The 17,761-nt window shown below is 42.0% G+C and carries 17 protein-coding genes; all 17 read right to left on the minus strand.

Translation table 11 applies throughout. The annotated features are described in order from the left end of the window. Positions 1-89 precede the first annotated feature (89 nt). Positions 90-479 (minus strand): YlbF/YmcA family competence regulator, encoded by a 390-nt coding sequence (locus AC58UU_RS06365; RefSeq protein WP_307449832.1) that lies wholly within the window; start codon positions 477-479, stop codon positions 90-92. Between the two features lie 109 nt (positions 480-588). Beyond that, positions 589-2,058, minus strand: coding sequence for a tRNA (N6-isopentenyl adenosine(37)-C2)-methylthiotransferase MiaB (miaB, locus tag AC58UU_RS06370; RefSeq protein WP_497314880.1), 1,470 nt, complete (start codon positions 2,056-2,058; stop codon positions 589-591). 202 nt (positions 2,059-2,260) lie between these two features. Beyond that, complete coding sequence (gene pduL, locus AC58UU_RS06375) at positions 2,261-2,830, minus strand: phosphate propanoyltransferase (RefSeq protein WP_497314059.1); 570 nt, start codon at positions 2,828-2,830, stop codon at positions 2,261-2,263. 96 nt (positions 2,831-2,926) lie between these two features. After that, positions 2,927-3,793 carry a 2-oxoacid:ferredoxin oxidoreductase subunit beta gene (locus AC58UU_RS06380; protein ID WP_497314061.1) on the minus strand — a complete coding sequence of 289 codons (867 nt, stop codon included), beginning with the start codon at positions 3,791-3,793 and terminating at the stop codon, positions 2,927-2,929. Further along, on the minus strand, positions 3,781-5,529 hold the full coding sequence (locus AC58UU_RS06385; RefSeq protein ID WP_307443420.1) for a 2-oxoacid:acceptor oxidoreductase subunit alpha: 1,749 nt from the start codon (positions 5,527-5,529) through the stop codon (positions 3,781-3,783). The genes AC58UU_RS06380 and AC58UU_RS06385 overlap by 13 nt, the downstream gene beginning before the upstream one ends. A gap of 205 nt (positions 5,530-5,734) precedes the next feature. Then, positions 5,735-6,676, minus strand: a complete 942-nt coding sequence (locus AC58UU_RS06390; protein ID WP_497314063.1) for a dipeptidase — start codon at positions 6,674-6,676, stop codon at positions 5,735-5,737. Between the two features lie 125 nt (positions 6,677-6,801). After that, positions 6,802-7,062 carry a stage V sporulation protein S gene (locus AC58UU_RS06395; RefSeq protein WP_028558349.1) on the minus strand — a complete coding sequence of 87 codons (261 nt, stop codon included), beginning with the start codon at positions 7,060-7,062 and terminating at the stop codon, positions 6,802-6,804. 114 nt (positions 7,063-7,176) lie between these two features. Further along, positions 7,177-7,971 carry a TIGR00282 family metallophosphoesterase gene (locus tag AC58UU_RS06400; RefSeq protein WP_057301498.1) on the minus strand — a complete coding sequence of 265 codons (795 nt, stop codon included), beginning with the start codon at positions 7,969-7,971 and terminating at the stop codon, positions 7,177-7,179. Between the two features lie 117 nt (positions 7,972-8,088). Beyond that, the gene (rny, locus tag AC58UU_RS06405) at positions 8,089-9,630 is read right to left on the minus strand and encodes a ribonuclease Y (RefSeq protein ID WP_307443427.1); all 1,542 of its coding nucleotides are present in this window, start codon (positions 9,628-9,630) and stop codon (positions 8,089-8,091) included. Positions 9,631-10,016: 386 nt separating this feature from the next. Beyond that, positions 10,017-10,709, minus strand: coding sequence for a regulatory protein RecX (locus tag AC58UU_RS06410; protein WP_497314066.1), 693 nt, complete (start codon positions 10,707-10,709; stop codon positions 10,017-10,019). Between the two features lie 75 nt (positions 10,710-10,784). Further along, positions 10,785-11,828: a recombinase RecA gene (recA, locus tag AC58UU_RS06415; RefSeq protein ID WP_047672987.1), complete on the minus strand. Its 1,044-nt coding sequence runs from the start codon at positions 11,826-11,828 to the stop codon at positions 10,785-10,787. A 175-nt stretch (positions 11,829-12,003) separates the two neighbouring features. Then, entirely contained in the window at positions 12,004-13,254 is a 1,251-nt protein-coding gene (locus tag AC58UU_RS06420; protein ID WP_497314068.1) for a competence/damage-inducible protein A, read from the minus strand. Between the two features lie 158 nt (positions 13,255-13,412). Further along, on the minus strand, positions 13,413-13,997 hold the full coding sequence (gene pgsA / locus AC58UU_RS06425; protein ID WP_497314070.1) for a CDP-diacylglycerol--glycerol-3-phosphate 3-phosphatidyltransferase: 585 nt from the start codon (positions 13,995-13,997) through the stop codon (positions 13,413-13,415). After that, positions 13,994-15,322: a 30S ribosomal protein S12 methylthiotransferase RimO gene (gene rimO / locus AC58UU_RS06430; RefSeq protein ID WP_171688220.1), complete on the minus strand. Its 1,329-nt coding sequence runs from the start codon at positions 15,320-15,322 to the stop codon at positions 13,994-13,996. The genes pgsA and rimO overlap by 4 nt, the downstream gene beginning before the upstream one ends. 128 nt (positions 15,323-15,450) lie before the next feature. Continuing rightward, positions 15,451-15,942: a YajQ family cyclic di-GMP-binding protein gene (locus AC58UU_RS06435; protein WP_047672977.1), complete on the minus strand. Its 492-nt coding sequence runs from the start codon at positions 15,940-15,942 to the stop codon at positions 15,451-15,453. A 142-nt stretch (positions 15,943-16,084) separates the two neighbouring features. After that, entirely contained in the window at positions 16,085-16,966 is an 882-nt protein-coding gene (locus AC58UU_RS06440; RefSeq protein WP_497314072.1) for a helix-turn-helix domain-containing protein, read from the minus strand. A 49-nt stretch (positions 16,967-17,015) separates the two neighbouring features. Further along, positions 17,016-17,759, minus strand: coding sequence for a DUF3388 domain-containing protein (locus AC58UU_RS06445; RefSeq protein ID WP_373291262.1), 744 nt, complete (start codon positions 17,757-17,759; stop codon positions 17,016-17,018). Positions 17,760-17,761 lie beyond the last annotated feature (2 nt).

Here is a 17,761-nt window from a genome sequence, read left to right on the forward strand (position 1 = left end):
TAAGCTGCCCTTTTGGGAAAAAATCGCCACTCATTTCAAGCGATAAGCCTGAGTAGAGGGCGATTTTCTAATTCCCAAAGGATGTTATCTTAATCGCAAGATGTCGGAGCTTCCGCCGTGCCTGCTTCTACATTAATTTTATCCGAAATCGTATCACGAATAACCGACATAACAAGCTGCAATAAATAGTTGATGTCCTCTTGTGTTTGCTTGAATTCATTCACAATCGGAATCTCATCTAATTGATCCTGCAGCACTTCAATCTCATTCTCAATTTTCTCGATCATTTTAGCATTTTGGAAAGTCTCGAAAGCAACGACTTCCTTCTGCTTCTTTTTGATCGCACCAATTAGCACTTGAATATCCGGATTCGTAGCGATTTGCTTCTCAGCCTTTTGATAAAACTGCACCTCATTCGAAGTAGTTAACAATTCAGCCAATTCCTTGGCTTTGGTTAAAATATCTTCGCGTACGATCATTTCCGTATTTGTAAACTCCTCTACTTTAAAAGCATGAGGCTCATTATCGTTATGTTTGTGATCACATTGAGACACTTCTAAACACGCTCCTATCTGTTTCAGCTTCAAATTAAATGGACATTTTCATGGGTTTGTGTACAATCTCACCCTTCAAAATCCAAGTTTGTGCATGCGTCACTTCCACTTCAACCATTTGACCAACTAAAGATTTGTCGCCAGTAAAATGGATCAATTTATTCGTCCGCGTGCGACCAGCTAGTACATCAGCATTATTCTTACTTTCGCCTTCAACAAGCACTTCAACGGTCTGTCCTAACAATCTCTCGTTGCTCGCTTTACTGTGTTTATTTACTAGCTCATTCAAGCGATAAAGACGTTGTTTCTTTACTTCCATTGGTACATTGTCTTCCATATCGGCAGCAGGCGTACCTTCTCGCGGCGAATAAATAAATGTAAACGCGAAATCGAAGCCTACTTCCTCATAAAGAGACATGGTCTCATCGAACTGCTCATCCGTTTCACCTGGAAAACCAACAATAATATCTGTTGTCAGAACGACATCGGGCATCGTTTCTTTAATTTTACTGGCCAGCTGTAAATAATGATCTCTGGAATATTTTCTACTCATTCTTTTCAGAACCTCGGTATTGCCCGATTGAACTGGTAGATGTATATGCTCTACAAGATTACCGCGTTTACCTAGTACTTCAATCAAGCGATCATCAAAATCTCTTGGATGCGAGGTAGTAAAGCGAATACGTGGCACATCAATTTTACGAATATCGTCCATTAAATCAGCGAAAGAATACGTAATATCCTCAAAATCTTTACCATAGGCATTGACATTCTGTCCAAGCAGCGTAATTTCCTGAAACCCTTGACGAGCCAAGTCTCTAACTTCAGCAAGCACATCTTGTGGACGGCGACTTCTCTCTTTACCCCGAGTATAAGGAACTATACAGTATGTACAGAACTTATCGCAGCCGAACATGATGTTCACCCAAGCACGGATACCTTCACGCTTTTTTGGTAAATTCTCAATGATATCGCCTTCTTTGGACCAGACCTCAACGACCATTTCCTTGTTATAGAAGGCATCCTTCAATAAGGTCGGTAGTCGATGAATATTGTGCGTTCCGAAAATCAAATCTACAAAAGCATGCTTTTGCATAATTCGATTAACGACCGCTTCTTCCTGCGACATACAACCACAAACACCAAGAACAAGGCCTGGTTTCTGTGCTTTCAGTGCCTTTAAATGTCCGAGCTCACCGAACACCTTGTCTTCGGCATTCTCCCGAATCGCACAAGTGTTGAGCAGTATAACATCTGCTTGGTACTTGTCCTCTGTCGTTTGATAGCCCATTTGCTCGAGTAAACCCTTCATTACTTCTGTATCATGCTCATTCATCTGACATCCGTAAGTGCGAATCAAATAATATTTATCTTTGCCGAACTCCTGCATGTCCTCAGGAATGGTGAAGTCATAGTGTACGGCGATCTCTTCTTTTCCGCGCTTCTTTGCATCTGTCAGTGAAGGAGGCTGAAAATATTGGGAATAATCCTTGTCGGATTTCACTTGGTTAGCCACTTTCTTTCCTCCTAAAGGTTTTGCTTTAGCAAAACTAACTTCGTAAGCATAAGCAGAGTTTTCATAGAAAACTTACTTCATAAGCGTTAACTGAGTTTTGCTGGTAAACTGACGCAACTTTTATTATAGCATCTCAAGCCTGCATAGTACAAAAGGAAATTAACATATATATGAATATTTACTTACAGAATTAATCGATTAGTTCAGCTAAATCGCCAGTTTTCACACCAGCAGCATTCCCCTCATCCGTGTCAATGTGCATGTCTAATGCATAGTTATCAGATACACGCGCAATGACATTCTCGAAAATTAAAGGTCGTTCTCCATTCACTTTGACACGCAGAAGCTGTTTATCTTGAATGCCCCATTTCTCAGCATCCGAAGTATGAAAGTGAATATGTCTTGCCGCGACAATTACGCCTTTCTCCAAATCTACCTCTCCCTTTGGACCAATGACACGGAGGCCAGGAGTGTGCTCTATCTGTCCGGATTCACGTACCGGCGGGTTTATCCCTAAAGAAAAAGCATCCGTTCGAGATACCTCGATTTGTGTATTAGGTCGTGAAGGTCCAAGAATACGTACTTTCTCGATCATACATTTGGGTCCAACAATCGCGACCGTTTCTTGAGCCGCAAATTGTCCTGGTTGTGAGAGATCCTTAAACGTCGTCAATTCATAACCCAGGCCAAATAATATATCAATATGAGCGGGAGATAGATGTATATGTCTAGCTGAAACCCCTACCGGGACTGTTTTCATAGTAACCATCCTTTACCTTTTGTGATAGTAGCCAGTATTGCCGCTCAGCAAAAAAGGCATACGGAAAATCTCCATATGCCCTCAAAGGTGTAACTATTATTTGAATTCAGTAAGCATTTTGCTGAAATCAGCTTCTGAAAGCTTAAGGTCTTGTTTCGAAAGTCCTTCTTTAGCAAAGCTTGGAATGGAATCTTCATAACTCTTTTTCTCTTTGTTTTGATAGATAATACCCGTCAACATGGAGTTTGTTTCCATGATTTTGGTCATTGCCATCACGCGATTCGTATAATCGTAATCCTGAATTTCATCCAGATCCACGATGTTCTCTTTGAACCAGTCATACGTGTTTACTTTATTGAAAGTTACGCATGGGCTAAACACGTTAATCAAAGAGAAACCTTTGTGATTCAAACCAGCTTCGATAACAGCCGTTAACTGTTTCAAGTTACTGGAGAATGATTGTGCTACGAAAGAAGCACCGGCAGCCATCGCAACTTCTAAAGGCGAGATCGCAGACTCAATTGTACCTGATGGCACACTTTTCGTTTTGAAACCTTCCGCACTACGTGGGGATGCTTGACCTTTTGTCAAACCGTAGATTTGGTTATCCATAACGATGTACGTTACATCAATGTTACGACGAATCGCATGTACAGTATGTCCCATACCGATTGCGAAGCCGTCGCCGTCACCGCCTGAAGCGATAACAGTCAAATCACGGTTAGCCATTTTCACACCTTGTGCGATTGGCAAAGATCTACCGTGAATACCGTGGAAACCATAAGCGTTGATGTAACCAGAGATACGACCGGAACAGCCGATACCAGATACGATTGCTAAGCCTTCAGGCTCTAAACCAACATTAGCTGCTGCACGCTGAATTGCCGCTTGTACGGAGAAGTCTCCGCAACCTGGACACCAGTTAGGCTTTACATTGTTACGGAAATCTTTTAATGTTGCCATGCTAAAGTCAACTCCTTACATTTTTGTTCAATTTCTGCTGGCAAGAACGGGTTACCGTTGTATTTAAGAACATTTTTAATTTTATCTGCATGACCAACATGCAGTTTAATTTGATCTGCTAATTGTCCAGTTGCGTTGTTTTCAACAACGATAACTGTTTTCGCTTTTTCAACAAGAGGTCTAAGCTGCTCTGCAGGGAACGGATGAATCAAACGCACTGTAGCGTGATTTGTCTTAATTCCTTCTAGTTCAACGCGACTTCTTGCTTCATCGATCGTTCCGCCAGTTGAACCCATTCCGATAATCAGAAGATCTGGATTCTCATGAGGTGCGTCGAATTTAATGGCATCTGTTACTTGTATGTGTTTTAGCTTCTCAAGACGTTTATCCATCATACGTTGGCGGTTTTCAGTGCTTTCCGAAGGACGACCTGTTTGGTCATGCTCAACACCTGTAACATGGTGAATACCATGCTTCACGCCAGGAATGACACGCGGTGAAACACCGTTCTCAGTGAACTCATAACGTTTGAACAATTGATTCGCTTCTTGTTCAGGAGCTTCTGATACTAGCGCTCCTCGGTCAATCACAATGCGGTTGTAATCTAGCATCTCTGCAGATTGTTTACCCAGGGAAAGCTGTAGGTCCGTCATCAGAATGACTGGAACTTGATATTTCTCAGCAAGGTTGAAAGCTTCAATCGTATCATAGAAGCATTCTTCAATCGTGCTAGGGGATAGAACGATTTTCGGGATTTCACCGTGTGTACCGTATACCATTGCGTTCAAGTCGGATTGTTCTTGTTTCGTCGGAAGACCCGTACTTGGACCACCACGTTGTGTATCTACGATAACAACAGGTGTTTCAGTCATACCAGCCAGACCAATGGCTTCCATCATCAAAGATAGACCAGGACCAGCAGAAGCTGTAAGTGCACGAGCACCTGCGTAGTTAGCGCCGATAGCCATTGTACATGCTGCAATTTCATCTTCCGTTTGGATAACAGTTCCGCCCAATTTAGGAAGTGCTTTTTGCAAGTATTCCATAACTTCAGACGCTGGTGTAATTGGGTAAGCTGGCATAAAGCGGCAACCTGCTGCTACAGCTCCAAGAGCGATGGCATCGTTACCGATCATGAACAATTTTTGATTGCCGTCAGCTGGTTCCAATTGGAAGTCAGCAATAGGTCCACCGGCCAATTCTAGGACGGATTCTGCACCTTTACGAACAGCTTCAATATTTTTTTCTACAACAGCTGCGCCTTTACGACCAAATTCTTCTTCAACAGCTTTATTAAACACGTCAAGCGGCAAACCGAGCAATGCCCACGAAGCGCCTGATGCGGCCATGTTCTTAAATAAGGAAGTTCCTAGTTCTTCTGCAATCGCAGTAATTGGAACTGGAAACAAACGTGCTTTAATTCCTTCAGGTAAAACGGGGTTAAACTTAGCATCTGCAACGATAACACCGTTATCACGAAGTTCGTGTGCATTAAAATCGATACTCTCTTGGTCGAAAGCGACCAGAATGTCTAAATCGTCTGAAATTGCTCGAATCGGTTTAGTGCTGATGCGAATCTTGTTATTTGTATGTCCCCCCTTAATCCGTGAAGAGAAATGACGGTACCCATACAAATAGTAACCGAGACGGTTCAATGCAGTAGAGAAAATGCGGTCTGTACTTTCGACCCCTTCACCCTGCTGACCTCCGATTTTCCAAGATAACTGACTAATCACCGTACGTCCACTCCTTTTGATTGTAGCTGCATGAAGACCTAAAAAAGCTAATTTGTAGAAATTTAAGATAACGCTATAAAAATTTTCTTTCACTTGTCATCCAAATTCTATGCCTTTACAGAGCAAATTGCAAGGGGTTTAAACGATTCTAAAACATAGAGTTTTTAGATCGAATCCATATCAATATTAGAATGATTCCCAACTTTCATTTCGGAAGATTGGTAAGCATGAAATTCCGCCAATTTCCATAGAGGAATGCCTCCACTTGTGTTTCCTTATAGTTTTTACATAAAGCTTCTATTATATTTCCGTATTGACCGACATGTCTCAAACCTTTCATCCATTGCTCAATCCCATCAAAATCCGATCCAAAGCCAATATGCCCTTCCCCACCCAATGAACAAACATGATCAATATGCTTTAGCAGTGCCGTAATGGGAACAGCTAAATTAGCGCTATCTACAAAGTAAGGAACAAACGTAATCCCGATCAGTCCTTGACACTTGATGATAGCTTTGATTTGATCATCTGATAAATTTCTTGGATGAGGACAAACTTTTTGAGCATTCGAATGGGATGCAATAAATGGTTTAGCATACACCTCAACCAATTCCCAGAACGCCGCAACTGATAAATGTGATACATCTGCTATTATACCCATAGTTTCTAATTCTTTTAACATCAGTTTGCCTTTTCTTGTAAAACCACTTTTACGCGGCTCCATAACACCATCCGCAGCCCAATTTGCATAGTTCCAAGTCAAACCAATACTTCTAACACCTAGGTGCTGAAGAATCCTTAAATGCGTCATGTTACCAGCTAAAGCATCTAATCCTTCAAGAGTGAGAATAGCTCCAATCTGCTCCCCTGCTTCAACAGCACGCCAGTCTTCTACATTCTGAATAAATTTCATTCCTGGATGACGAACAATTTTCCGATGAAATAAATCAATCATTTGCAAAATATGATCGAATGTAGGCTGCTGAATGGAGTCTGATAAATAGATGGCAAAACACTGAACTTTTACTCCTGCTTGCTTAAGCCTTGGATAACTAACATCCAACTCCTGCTCCTCCTTATCGAAGTCCAGCTTGGGGTTCATATACAATTTCGTAAGCGCATCGCAGTGACCATCCATTATTCTCATCCTAGCAGCCTCCTATACACCATCTTATAGACAACACAAAAACCCCTAAGCAGAGGTTTGTTAGGAATTGTGAAAAACCTGTCTACTAGGTAAACAGGCTAGTTATTTTAGTATGGTACGGTGTATTACCTTGGCTCTACAATAAGTTTAATGGCCGTCCGATCTTCCCCGTCAATCACGATGTCTGTGAAGGCTGGTACACAAATTAAGTCAACTCCACTGGGCGCCACAAATCCTCTTGCGATAGCTACTGCTTTGATGGCTTGGTTTAAGGCGCCTGCACCTATAGCTTGGAGCTCAGCAGCTCCACGCTCACGCAACACACCTGCCAATGCACCTGCTACGGAGTTTGGATTGGACTTTGCTGAAACTTTTAATACATCCATGAATAGTACCTCCTCGGGAATGATGGATAGATTCCATTACCCATCATATTCTCAAGGTTGAACAAACATGCTATCGTATCCAATTTAAATGTTCACAAAATTTGGAATTATCTGCTAATCCATGAAAACTTGATCTTCATCATAGCGGATAAGGTTAATTCCTTTTGCCAAACCTGTCTGATCGTTCAATTCAATCACAACAGCATGGAAATGCCATTTGCCTTCATCCGTTACGAATCGAACTGGAAGCTGTGTTTTGAACTTTTGCAGTACAGCATTACGCTCAACGCCAAGAATACCATCACGCGGCCCTACCATCCCTACATCGGTTACATAAGCTGTTCCTTGCGGCAAAACACGGTTATCATTCGTTTGTACATGTGTATGAGTGCCGACAACTGCTGATACTTTTCCATCCAAATGCCAACCCATAGCAATTTTCTCAGAGGTTGCTTCCGCATGGAAATCAACAAATACAAATTTATGTTTCTTCTTATCTGCTTCAAGAATTTCGTCCACTTTACGAAAGGGACAATCAATCGGCGGTAAGAATGTGCGTCCTTGCAAATTAATGATCAGTAATTCCTGATCCTTGACCTTAATGACCGTATGTCCTCTACCCGGTGTTCCAGGAGGAAAGTTAGCGGGTCGAACCATCTTCTCGTCACGATCAATGAAATCAAAAATCTCTTTCTGGTCCCATGTATGATTACCCATCGTCAGAGCCTGAATGCCCATCTCATAGATTTCTTTAGCAATAGCCGATGTAATACCTTTCCCAGCAGCCGCATTCTCACCATTAGCAATGAACACTGCGTGAGGATGAGCTTGTTTTAATCTAGGCATAATATTTTTCAACGCTTTTCTTCCAACAGATCCTACAATATCTCCAATAAATACAATTTTCATAACAAATTAATAGCTCCTTTATAAACAATAGATGCAAAGGCCAGCAATTGATGAATGCAATGACCAGCCTGAAAATAAGGAAAAGTGGCTATATCAGCCACTTTTCGCATTGGTATCTTATTTAGCGTATTCAACAGCCCTTGTTTCACGAATAACCGTAACCTTAATATGTCCTGGATAATCGAGTTCACTCTCGATTTTCTTCGTAATATCGCGGGCTAGACGGAACGCTTCGGTATCATCCACTTTCTCCGGCTGAACCATTACGCGTACTTCGCGACCTGCTTGAATGGCGTATGATTTCTCAACACCTTCGAAGGATTCCGAAATTTCTTCAAGTTTCTCCAGACGTTTAATATACGTTTCGAGCGTCTCTCTGCGTGCTCCAGGTCTTGCTGCGGATAAAGCATCTGCAGCTCCTACTAACATCGCAATAACAGAGGTTGCTTCCACGTCACCGTGATGCGAAGCAATACTATTAATAACGACTGGATGCTCCTTGTACTTCTTACCAATCTCAACACCGATTTCCACATGAGATCCTTCAACCTCGTGGTCTAGCGCCTTACCGATGTCATGAAGCAGCCCGGCACGTTTCGCCAAAGTTACGTCTACCCCGAGCTCCCCGGCCATCAGACCAGCCAGATAAGCTACTTCCATGGAATGTTTCAACACGTTTTGACCGTAACTTGTTCTGAATTTTAAGCGACCCAAAATTTTGATCAAGTCAGGATGCAATCCGTGAACACCAACCTCAAACGTGGCTTGCTCCCCATATTCGCGGATACGTTCGTCCACTTCTTTACGGGATTTCTCAACCATCTCTTCAATGCGTGCTGGATGAATACGTCCATCAGCAACAAGCTTTTCTAAAGATGTACGAGCAATTTCGCGTCGGATTGGATCAAATCCTGATAAAATAACTGCTTCTGGCGTATCATCAATGATAAGGTCGATACCCGTCAATGTTTCCAGTGCGCGAATATTACGTCCTTCACGACCGATGATTCGGCCTTTCATTTCTTCATTTGGCAGTGATACAACTGAAACGGTTGTTTCAGCAACATGATCTGCAGCACAACGTTGAATGGCGAGCGTGATGATTTCACGGGCTTTCTTATCGCCTTCTTCTTTGGCTTGCTGTTCGATTTCTTTAATAAGCTGTGCGGTTTCGTGACGAACTTCCTGTTCTACATTTGTAAGAATGATACTCTTAGCTTCATCCATTGTAAGACCAGAAATTCGCTCTAACTCCGAAACTTGACTTTTATAAAGCTGATCAATTTGTGATTGTGTATCCTCGATCCGCTTCTCTTTGTTGGCAACTTGCTCTTCTTTACGCTCGAGAGATTCTAATTTTTTATCCAGCGATTCCTCTTTTTGCAACAATCGTCTTTCTTGTCGTTGAATTTCATTTCGACGTTCACGAATGTCTTTTTCAGCTTCGGACCTCAGTTTATGCACTTCGTCCTTTGCTTCCAGAACCGTTTCTTTTTTCAGTGCTTCTGCTTCCTTCTTGGCAGATTCTCTAATCTGTTCAGCGGCTGTTTCAGCACTGGAAATTTTCGCTTCTGCAAGAGATTTACGGATAAAATAACCAATCCCTAAGCATGCAGCTCCAACAATGAGAATGATCGCGATCCAGATGAATGACATCATCTTGTTCACCTCCTCGTTGGTTTCTCCAAGGTGTTAGCCTGGGGATTCCCTTCGGTTTTTTAATCCGATTTTTAATTGTTTGACTAGTCATACATACCCTACTTATTAAGAGTATGGCTTTTAAATGAATGCGCACCGTGCGTTAGAGGCACTATAGTGCTAATAATCCATAATCAACAGTGTAAAAATTGGCGGTTTCTACATCTGTCCCCTCAAAATCAATGAATTGAGTATGATTTTGAATACATTATGAAAATATACACTGTTATTTTATCTTTTGTCGAAGAAGCTTGTCAAGCGAATGTCCCTAAGATGACGGAATAAGTATTTCCAGCACTTACACAACACTTAATGCCGTTAACTAATTTGACATATAATTAATGACATTAACAATCAAATGGATCATCTGAGGTTTCAAATTCCTCTTCACTCGATTCACTGCTTAATACCCCCAAAACCTTGTTGACAATAGAGCCCGTATAACCTCTCCGCATTAGAAAAGCTCCCGTCTTTCTTTTACGATCCATTGTCTTGCCTGAGGTTTGCTTCCATTTCGTTTGGCCCAGCTTCATCGCCCCCGTATACTCATCTTCGGGATCGATAGTCTCCATAGCATTTTTGACCAATTCTTTATCAATGCCTCTTTGTTGGAGCTCCTGTCGTATGAGATTACGACCTTTTCGCTGCGAAATAATGCGATTATCTGTCCACATTTTCGCAAATTCCTCATCATTGATATAATTTTGCTGGACTAGCTTCTCACATGCCCATGCAATAATAGGCACTTCGAATCCTTTCTCTTTCAGCTTACGTTTTACTTCACTTAATGAATGAGGTCGTCTGCCTATCATGTTTATTGCCTTTATATAAGCCATATTCTGTTCCTCATCAAGCGTTATACTTTCGATTTCTTGTAGATGTATGGTTTCCCCTTTATTTAACCGATGCTTGATTAAAATGTCTTCATGAACCGAGAATGCATATTCATCATTTAGAAATATATTGTATCGATGCTTACCAAGCTTCTGTTTCTCAACCTTGGTGATGATTAACAATGGTTGTTGCTCTTCACTATTCAAAACTAACCAACTCCTTCAATGAAGAAAGCACCTTAACACTAGGTTTAAGGTGCTTTCTTGTATGCTCATTTATACTTATTCGAAATCCGGTTCCAACTCATCGTCTTCTTCGTCAACATTAAGCGGGACTGCTTTGATTAAATTACTGTTCTCTCGAATCCGCAATTCAATCGTTTCCGAAATACTTTTGTTATCTTTCAAAAACTGCTTCGAATTCTCACGGCCTTGACCAAGACGCTCACCTTCATACGAATACCAAGCTCCGCTTTTATTAACGATATCCATCTCTGTTCCGATATCAATAATACTGCCTTCGCGTGAAATTCCTTCACCGTACATAATATCCACTTCCGCTTGTTTGAACGGCGGAGCTACTTTATTCTTAACGACTTTAATTCTTGTGCGGTTACCAACCATATCATTACCCTGTTTGATAGTTTCCACACGACGAACATCTAGTCGAACGGATGAATAGAACTTAAGTGCACGGCCACCAGGTGTTGTCTCTGGGTTACCGAACATAACGCCAACTTTTTCACGTAATTGGTTAATGAAAATCGCGATAACTTTGGACTTGTTAATCGCACCAGACAGCTTACGAAGTGCTTGGGACATCAAACGAGCCTGCAGACCCACGTGAGAATCACCCATATCGCCTTCAATCTCTGCTTTAGGCACTAATGCCGCCACAGAGTCAATAACAATAATATCTACAGCACCACTTCGTACTAGTGCTTCAGCGATCTCAAGTGCTTGTTCACCGGTATCCGGCTGAGAGAGTAGAAGCTCATCTATATTAATACCAAGCTTGCTTGCATAAGAAGGATCCAATGCGTGCTCCGCATCGATAAAAGCTGCTTGTCCACCATTCTTCTGTACTTCTGCGATAGCATGTAAAGCTACCGTAGTTTTACCGGAAGACTCGGGTCCGTATACTTCAATAATTCTTCCGCGTGGAAAACCACCTATTCCAAGAGCGATATCAAGCGCGAGAGAGCCGGATGAAATCGTTTCAACTTGCATATGTGTAGATTCTCCAAGCTTCATAATGGAGCCTTTTCCGAACTGTTTTTCAATTTGACGTAAAGCATTATCAAGTGCTGCGCGACGATCTGACAAAACACTCACTTCCTTCTTCTATCATTATAGGTATATGATAACTTGTTTTCAGGTGTTTGCCAAGCATTTTTTCGAACATACATTCGACTTTTTAGCGAACAAACAAAAAACCGCAACAAAGTTATCGCTTTGCTACGGTTCTTCCGTTAACACTTAGTCTCATTATATGCGAACTCTAGCTATCTTTCAACTGTTTCCATAAATGATAGAGTGCGCTTTTGGCCGCTCTTTGCTTGATGGACTCCCGATTACCAGATAGCTGCAAAGTAATTACCCTTGTTGCTGCGTCTTTTTGAGCAAAACCTATATAAACAAGCCCTACTGGCTTACCTTCAGACGGACTTGGACCCGCTACACCCGTGACTGATAGTCCAAAGTCACTTCCGGTCACAGTAATCAATTGTTCCGCTAAGAGGGTCGCTGTCTCGCTGCTAACGGCACCTGGGGAACCCTCCCCTTCTAGCACTTCCATTGGAACACCGAGGAGCTTATGCTTCAAGGCATTAGAATAACAAATAATTCCTCCAAGAAATGATTGGGAGCTCCCCGGCACTGCTGTAACCAAATCACTAAGTAAGCCGCCTGTACAGCTTTCGGCCACAGCAAGTGTCTGGTTCTTCTCGCCAAGCAATTGCAGTACAATCGTTTCGATGGGAACATCTTGGTCGGCATAGAGATGCTCTCCTAATCGCTTTCTAATCTCTAGTTCAGTCGCTTGAAGATTCCGTTCACCTTCTGAAGCTGTCTGTGCACGCGTTGTTAAGCGAATCGTCACTTCGCTTTCTTTGGCATATGGAGCGATCGTTGGGTCCGTTTGAGCTTGGATTAGATCAAGTAATTGATGTTCTAAGTTAGATTCACCGATGCCGGCAAATTTGAGCATTTTAGAATAAAGCGGAATCTCAACAGTCATCCGTGCACGCAACCAAGGAGCCGCATACTTGGTGAACATCGGCTTCATTTCTTTTGGCGGGCCTGGTAGAAGAATAAAATGTGTCCCTTCGTATGTAAATGCAATACCAACGGCAAGCCCTGTTTCGTTATGCAAAGGATCGCTTCCCTCAATCATCATCGCTTGACGTCTGTTGCTTTCCACCATATGGATCCCGCGTGACTGGAACATATCTGTAATTGTTTTCATTGAAGGCTCATGCACAGTCAATTCACGGCCTACAAACGCAGCAAGCACATCCTTGGTCAAATCATCCTGCGTAGGTCCAAGACCTCCTGTACAAATAACGACATCAGCCCTTGAAACGGCTAATTTGAAGCTATCTAGCAATCTCTGTTCATTATCACCAACGACCGTTTGGAAATACATATCTACGCCAAGCGCAGCACATTCTCTGGAGAGAAATTGTGCATTCGTATTTACAATTTGGCCTAGTAAAAGTTCCGTTCCAACAGCGATAATTTCTGCTTTCATCTCGAATTCCCTCCTTAAAATGAGAAAACCTCTATCGAGGCCATTCAAGATGAGCGACCGCGTTTAGAGGTAGGTTTTATCGCCAATAAGAAAGCGGTTTTCGGGAACCGAAAACTTATACCTTCTTATGTGGTAGAAAAAACCAATAGGATGCCCTATTATGCCTTTTCTGAAAAATCTATGACATGCTTATTCTTTACAAAGTACTCTACACCAGAATACACGGTAATAATTGCTGCTGCCCAACTAGCTATAACATCAAAAGGGAAGTGCATAAACGTAAAAGGAAAATTATTAATAAGTAGAGCAATGATGGCTGTAATTTGAGCTGCCGTCTTCGCTTTTCCCCATTTGCTAGCCGCCATCACGGTACCTTCCAATAGAGCAATTTGGCGAAGTCCTGTAACAGCCCACTCCCTACTGATAATGACGATGACAATCCAAGCATCTACTTTATCCATTTCCACTAATGAGACGAGTACAGCCGTAACTAGCAGCTTATCCGCTAAAGGATCAAGCAGCTTGCCCAAATTGGTTACAAGATTACGTTTTCTGGCAATGTAACCATCTAAACTGTCTGTACTCGCTGCAATAATGAAAATTAAAGCAGCAATAATTTGATTATACGTTATGCTAAATTCCTCTATCCGTATATGAGGGAATTTCACCTTAATCAACAGAAAAAACATGATGATAGGTACTAATAAAATCCTCGCCACGGTGATGCGGTTGGCCAGGTTCATGCAATTACCTCCCCGGATAAGTCAAACTCATAAGAGTGGGTAATACGAACTTTAGCTAGTTCACCAATGTTAAGCTTCGCATTTGACACGAATACTTCTCCATCAATCTCAGGAGCATCAAATTGGGAACGTCCAATGTATACATCACTTCTGCCATCGTATCTTTCTATAAGCACGTCAATTTCTTGCCCGATGCGGCGTCCGCCACGCAGGTTCGAGATTTCACGCTGAATTTCCATAATCGCGTTCGCTCGATACTCTTTAACATCATCAGGGACTTGGTCCGGCAAACGTGCTGCTGGCGTATCATCTTCCTTGGAATAGGCAAAAACACCAAGACGGTCAAACTGAATGTCGCGAACAAATTGTTTTAAGTTTTCAAAATCTTGTTCAGTTTCACCTGGAAAACCTACAATGAGTGATGTGCGTAGGGCAACATCAGGAATCGCTTCACGAATTTTCCGAACAAGTTCACGCGTATCCTTCTGGCGGCCAGGTCTACGCATCCGTTTGAGAATTGAATCTTCACTATGTTGAAGTGGCATATCAATATACTTACATACCTTCGGATTAGATGCCATGACAGCAATCAATTCATCGCTAAAGAATCCAGGGTAAGCATAGTGCAATCGTACCCACTCGATGCCTTCCACTTCACTAACCTTATTAAGCAAAGTAGGCAGCATGAAACCATCATAAAGATCTGTTCCATAATTCGTGGAATCCTGCGCGATTAGACTAATCTCTTTAACGCCTTGTGCAGCAAGATTAGCTACTTCCGCAACAATGGACTCCATACTTCTGCTTTTGAAATTGCCTCGCATAATTGGAATACTACAGAATGTACATGCATTATCGCAGCCTTCTGCAATTTTCACATAAGCTGTATATCGAGGAGTAGTCATAAGTCTTGGCAGGTCCGCATCATAATTAAACACCGGATTCCCAACAAGAACCGGTTTCTTTCCGCGAAGCGCTTCATCTACGATATGGTTGATTTTATCGAAATCTCCGGTACCCACGATGCCATCTATCTCAGGCATTTCTTCCATCAACTGCTTTTTGTAGCGTTGAGTCAAACACCCTGATACGATAAGCGCTTTGAGATTCGCTGTTTGCTTTAGTTCTGCCATATCCAAAATTGTATTAACGGATTCTTCTTTTGCTGCATCAATGAACCCGCAAGTGTTCACGATAATAACAGTGGCATCTTCCTTGTTCTCAACAAGCTGAAAACCACGGCCATGAATTAATCCTGACATAATCTCGGAATCGACCAAATTCTTTTCGCATCCGAGAGTAACTACTTTAACCTTTTCTGTCATGAAAGAAACAACCTCCAATAGTCCTAAAAAACACTCCCTACCAGTATAATACAAGCCCTATAGGGTGTCAAAATGTAAAAACCCCCTACATGTAGGGGGCTGCTCTCCAAAGAACATCTTATGTATGCCTATTTCAAGTTTACAAATTGCAAATCAAGAGGAATTTCCGCCTTACGCAGCAAGGCAATAACGGCTTGTAAATCATCTCGACTCTTACCGGTTACCCGGATTTGATCCCCTTGGATTTGCGTCTTAACTTTAAGTTTGGAGTCACGAATTAGAATGTTAATTTTTTTCGAGTTCTCCTGATCGACACCTTGCTTCATGCTGATTTTCTGCCTTACCGTGGAACCAGCCGCCGGTTCTACTTTACTGTACTCGAGATTCTTAATCGAGATACCGCGCTTCGTCATTTTGGCGTGCATAATATCAAGGACATTCTGAAGCTTAAACTCATCATCGGAGGTGACAACAAGCTGGTCCTTATCCAATTTAATGCTGCTTTTACTACCTTTAAAGTCAAAGCGGGTAAGGATCTCTTTTTCCGCCTGCTGTATGGCGTTGTTTAGTTCCTGCATATCCACCTTGGATACGATATCAAACGAGCATTCTGAACTCATCTTAGACAAAACATCCTTTCCATCAAATTACAATAGCATTATAGCAAGAAGCCGTAAAAAAAGAAACATCCCAAGCCCTCTCGGCCTAGGATATCTCTTGGTATTATTCATTACCCGGGAAAGCGCAGGAAACGTCAAAAAGCTAGTTTTTTTGCAAATTGAGCTGTACCCTCTTGGGGTTTGGAGTATCCCCGACAGGAACGATCGTACCATTCACAGTAAGCTCCAAAGCACTGGCTGCACCTACATTTAAATACGCAGAACCAGTTAAATCAAAAGAGTCCGTGTCACCGGCTTTGTAAAGTTTCTGTCTAAGCATTTCTTTACCGCCTGCCTCTGTAAGAGAATCCACACGAATCCAACAGGAACCTGTTATTTTCATCTGAATATTCAGATTGGAAGCACCGGTTATCGTGTAATTATCTACACCTTTCTCGCTGCTGCTAAACTTAACCTGAACAGATGGCGTTGGTGTCGGCACCGGTGTTGGAGTAGGAGTCGCAAGAGGCGCCACTTTACCGTCACCGGACGCATTCATTGTCGTACTTGGAGCAGCGCCAGTCGCAGGATTCGTAGAATCTGTGATTCTCGGAGATTGCGTTTGAGAAGGTTTTTCATCCGCTGGCGTTCCCTTATAATTCTTGTATGTATAATAGTATACGATACCGAATATAAGCAGAATGAAACAGACAAACATCGTACCAGAAGCCCAGCGGCTCAATTTCTCGGTATTACGGACACTTGTTCTATTTTTACGAATCGTTTCTACAACTGGTTTCTCTACAGCTGGGGAGGGGTTCGTCGTTTGGTACATGCCCAAAACTTCAGCAGGGTCAAGTCCAACTGCTTCAGCGTAGCTTTTAATAAAGGCACGTACATAGAAGCTGCCAGGCAGAACCTTGTAGTTTCCTTCTTCAATCGCTTCCAAGTATCGTTTACGAATTTTCGTAACTTCTTGAAGATCGTCAAGCGAGATCTTTTTTTCCAGGCGTGTTTTGCGTAAAATGTATCCTAGATCAGACATATGGTCACCTCCTCGCAGGATCTTCTTTTATTTAATGACGTTACAGACATTAAAAAGGTTCGGACGTATACGTAAATGAATCATAATTGATTTCTTCATCCGGGCTATTTCGCAGCTCAATAATATAATCGAAGTGATTATATGTGTATTCCGACTCCCTAATAAATATATCCGGATGCTCGATAACCTTGGTAGAAGGCATACCCATAATGTCCTGTAAAAGGCTGTAATGCTTCTCATTCGAACGTATAGTGGATACGATTCCATCAATAATATATACATTATTTGGAGTCATTTCATCTTCTGATAGTTGGCTGCGTACGGTTTGTCTGAGTAACGTAGAGGAAACAAAAGTCCAACGTTTGTTTGCGCATACACTTCCTGCAATAATCGATTCCGTTTTACCCACTCGCGGCATGCCGCGAAGACCTACAACTTGGTTCCCTTCTCGTTTGAAAATCTCACCAAGGAAATCAACTAATAGCCCCAATTCATCACGAGTAAAACGGAATGTTTTGCGATCATCCGAATCACGCTCAATATACCGACCATGACGGACAGCCAAAATATCAACAAGCTTTGGGGGTCTAAGAGCGGTAATAGTAATATTATCTACTTTTCTTAACATTTTACCCATTAAGTCAATTTTTTCTTCATCATTGGTTTGTAGAAGCATACCACGTGTACGATCTTCTACCCCATTAATGGTTACAATATTAATATCCAGCATCCCCATCAAGGAAGCAATATCCCCTAATAAGCCGGGACGGTTTTTGTGAATTTTGTACTCCATAT

This window comes from Paenibacillus sp. JT22N1, from assembly GCF_059692155.1.

Bases quoted from the DNA above. Each gene is read 5' to 3' on its own strand.
- rny (WP_307443427.1), bottom strand. From the start codon at position 9,630: ATGATGTCATTCATCTGGATCGCGATCATTCTCATTGTTGGAGCTGCA.
- AC58UU_RS06365 (WP_307449832.1), bottom strand. From the start codon at position 479: ATGATCGTACGCGAAGATATTTTAACCAAAGCCAAGGAATTGGCTGAA.
- AC58UU_RS06440 (WP_497314072.1), bottom strand. From the start codon at position 16,966: ATGTCTGATCTAGGATACATTTTACGCAAAACACGCCTGGAAAAAAAG.
- AC58UU_RS06445 (WP_373291262.1), bottom strand. From the start codon at position 17,759: ATGGAGTACAAAATTCACAAAAACCGTCCCGGCTTATTAGGGGATATT.
- pgsA (WP_497314070.1), bottom strand. From the start codon at position 13,997: ATGAACCTGGCCAACCGCATCACCGTGGCGAGGATTTTATTAGTACCT.
- rimO (WP_171688220.1), bottom strand. From the start codon at position 15,322: ATGACAGAAAAGGTTAAAGTAGTTACTCTCGGATGCGAAAAGAATTTG.
- AC58UU_RS06400 (WP_057301498.1), bottom strand. From the start codon at position 7,971: ATGAAAATTGTATTTATTGGAGATATTGTAGGATCTGTTGGAAGAAAA.
- AC58UU_RS06420 (WP_497314068.1), bottom strand. From the start codon at position 13,254: ATGAAAGCAGAAATTATCGCTGTTGGAACGGAACTTTTACTAGGCCAA.
- AC58UU_RS06380 (WP_497314061.1), bottom strand. From the start codon at position 3,793: ATGGCAACATTAAAAGATTTCCGTAACAATGTAAAGCCTAACTGGTGT.
- AC58UU_RS06390 (WP_497314063.1), bottom strand. From the start codon at position 6,676: ATGAGAATAATGGATGGTCACTGCGATGCGCTTACGAAATTGTATATG.
- AC58UU_RS06395 (WP_028558349.1), bottom strand. From the start codon at position 7,062: ATGGATGTATTAAAAGTTTCAGCAAAGTCCAATCCAAACTCCGTAGCA.
- pduL (WP_497314059.1), bottom strand. From the start codon at position 2,830: ATGAAAACAGTCCCGGTAGGGGTTTCAGCTAGACATATACATCTATCT.
- AC58UU_RS06435 (WP_047672977.1), bottom strand. From the start codon at position 15,942: ATGAGTTCAGAATGCTCGTTTGATATCGTATCCAAGGTGGATATGCAG.